At 55.1% G+C, this 1,266-nt stretch carries 1 protein-coding gene and 1 pseudogene; both read left to right on the forward strand.

Annotated features, from left to right (window positions below; translation table 11 throughout):
• The coding region (locus tag EKA13_RS27200) for a transposase (protein ID WP_141685661.1) at positions 1-178 on the forward strand (178 nt) is incomplete at its 5' end.
• Between the two features lie 12 nt (positions 179-190).
• A pseudogene (locus tag EKA13_RS27205) lies at positions 191-1,180 on the forward strand (OprD family porin); the annotation flags it as partial.
• Positions 1,181-1,266 lie beyond the last annotated feature (86 nt).

Genomic DNA, 1,266 nt, shown 5'->3' on the forward strand with positions numbered 1-1,266 from the left:
CGCTGAGAGCATCCTTGCCTACTTCGACCGGCCAGGAACCAGCAACGGTCCAACAGAAGCTATCAACGGGCGACTTGAGCACTTACGAGGTACCGCCTTGGGCTTTAGAAATTTAACCAATTACATAGCCAGGTGCTTGCTGAAGTCAGGAGGGTTTAGAAATCAGCTACACCCTTAAATGCGAAGAGCCCTGAAACTGGACAGCGGCAAAGGCCGTGCAGGCACCGGCTTGTTCCCGACGGGCTCTGATGGTCGCTCGCAAGACGACTACTCCGAGGGTGGTGGCGCAGTCAAACTCCGCATCTCTGACACCGTTCTGAAAGTCGGCGACCAATTCACCGCGCTGCCGGTTCTCGCTACCGACGACAGCCGTTTGCTGCCTGAAGTTGCAGAGGGTGCCCTGATCACCAGCAACGAAATCAAAGGCCTGACCCTGCACGCCGGTCACTTCACTGGCATCAACGCCCAAGATCAAACCGACCGTGACAGCCTGCACCTGAAACAAGCCGACGTTCTCGGTGGCACCTACGCAATCACCGACACCCTGAGTACCAGCCTGTACTACTCGAAAGTAGAAGATTACTGGCGCAAGTACTACGCCAACGTGAACTGGAGCCTGCCGATCAGCGACGCGCAAGGCTTGGTATTCGACTTCAATATCTATGACACCAAAGGCGAAGGCGCTAACACCGTAAAGGCGTATGACGGTCAAAAACTTGACAACCGTGCGTTCAGCCTTTCGGCTGCATACAACATTGGCGCTCATACATTCACCCTTGCCCATCAGCGTGTAACCGGTGACGGCGACTACGCTTATGGCGTTGATGGTGGCGGTACCATTTTCCTGGCCAACTCGGTACAACGCTCCGACTTCAACGCTGAAGACGAAAAATCCTGGCAAGCTCGCTACGACCTGAACATGGCCACCTACGGCGTTCCAGGCCTGAGCTTCATGACCCGCTATATCCGTGGTACCGATGCTAACGTAGAAGGTACTAACAACGGCAAAGAGTGGGAGCGTAACATCGAAGCGAAGTACGTCCTGCAGGAAGGCCCAGCAAAAGACCTGAGCTTCCGTGTTCGCCAGGCGACCTACCGCTCCGCAGACGGCGTTTACTACGGTTCGCCATCCATCGACGAAGTACGTGTGATCGTCGAGTACCCGCTGAGCATCCTGTAAGCCCTTCGGCTACCGGTAATCAGTACGAAAAAGCCCGGCATTGCCGGGCTTTTTCTTTTGTTGCAAACAGATAGCAGCAGTTTCAG

It is taken from the genome of Pseudomonas defluvii, assembly GCF_001695625.1.
Taxonomy (GTDB): domain Bacteria; phylum Pseudomonadota; class Gammaproteobacteria; order Pseudomonadales; family Pseudomonadaceae; genus Aquipseudomonas; species Aquipseudomonas defluvii.